This is a genomic window from Kitasatospora sp. MBT66, assembly GCF_000710405.2.
GTDB lineage: Bacteria > Actinomycetota > Actinomycetes > Streptomycetales > Streptomycetaceae > Kitasatospora > Kitasatospora purpeofusca.
Window position 1 is genome coordinate 781,381 of record NZ_JAIY01000004.1, and the last position, 1,183, is coordinate 782,563.

Sequence of the window (1,183 nt, forward strand, 5' to 3'; positions counted from 1 at the left end):
GCCACTTTGCAAAGAGCGGCTGTCAGTCGCCGCGCTTCTCGTCCGGGAAGCGCGGTCCGCCGATCAGGAACAGCAGGGTGGCGGTCGGAAAGCCGATCGTCGCGACCAACAGCACGATGAACTGCCAGAACATCTCTCGCTCCTCGCCCTCGTCAGCGCCGGGGGCGAGGATCCCCCGAAGGTGATCCCAAACCCGGACGGCCCCGATCGGCCGAAATGTCCACTCGTGCTCCGACGGTATGGCCGGATCACCCGCGCTGCCACCGGGAGCGTACGGCGCGGCGTGTGCACGGGTCTGGGCGCGCGCCGCACCCGGCGCGCACACTGTCGGGATGCAGGTACAGCTCGCAGGGGAAGCACGGCGGCCCGACCGCGAGAGCGAGGACTTCGCGGCGGCCACCTCCGAGGCACTCGTCCTCCTCGACGGTTCGAGTTCGCCGACCGGCCTGGAGTCCGGGTGCCGCCACGGCACCGCCTGGTACGTCCGCAGACTCGGGGTCCACCTGCTGGCCCGGCTCACCGACCGCCCGGACCGCTCGATCGCCGAGTGCCTGGCCGACGCCATCGCGGAGACGGCCGCCCTGCACGGTGGCCGCTGCGACCTAGCCCACCCCAACACGCCCGCCGCGATGGTGGTCGCCGCCCGTCGGCACGGCGCCTCGCTGGAGTACCTGGTGCTCGGGGACTCGCTGCTGGTGCTGGAACCGGCGGACGGCCCGCCCCGGGTGATCGGCGACAACCAGCGCTTCCCCGGCGGGGAGGAGCTGCGCCGGCAGGTCTGGTCGACGGTGCCCGGCTCCGCCGAACGGGCCGCCCTGCACCTGGAGTACACGCTGGCCGTCCGTGCCGTCCGGAACTCCGGCACCGGCCCCTGGATCGCCGCCGCCAGCCCCAAGGCCGCCGCCCACGCCGAGACCGGCTTCGTCCCGCTGGCCGGACTGCGCGCGGTGGCCGCCCTCTCCGACGGCGCGGCCCGCTTCACCGACCGCTTCGGCCTCGGCAGCTGGGGCGACGCCCTGCGCCTGCTCGGCGAGTCCGGCCCGGCCGAACTGATCGCCCAGGTCCGCGCCGTCGAACGCACCGACGCCACCTGCGAACGCTGGCCCCGCGGCAAGGCCCACGACGACGCCTCGGCCCTCTACGCGCTGCTGTAGGGCCCGTCCGCGGGCAACGTACAAGGGGA

Annotated in this window: 1 protein-coding gene; it reads left to right on the top strand. The window is 74.0% G+C overall.

What is annotated here, in order from left to right:
• Positions 1–332 precede the first annotated feature (332 nt).
• Positions 333–1,154, top strand: coding sequence for a protein phosphatase 2C domain-containing protein (locus tag BI06_RS10150; RefSeq protein ID WP_043467098.1), 822 nt, complete (start codon positions 333–335; stop codon positions 1,152–1,154).
• The last annotated feature ends 29 nt before the right edge of the window (positions 1,155–1,183 follow it).

Bases quoted from the DNA above. Each gene is read 5' to 3' on its own strand.
- BI06_RS10150 (WP_043467098.1), top strand. From the start codon at position 333: ATGCAGGTACAGCTCGCAGGGGAAGCACGGCGGCCCGACCGCGAGAGC.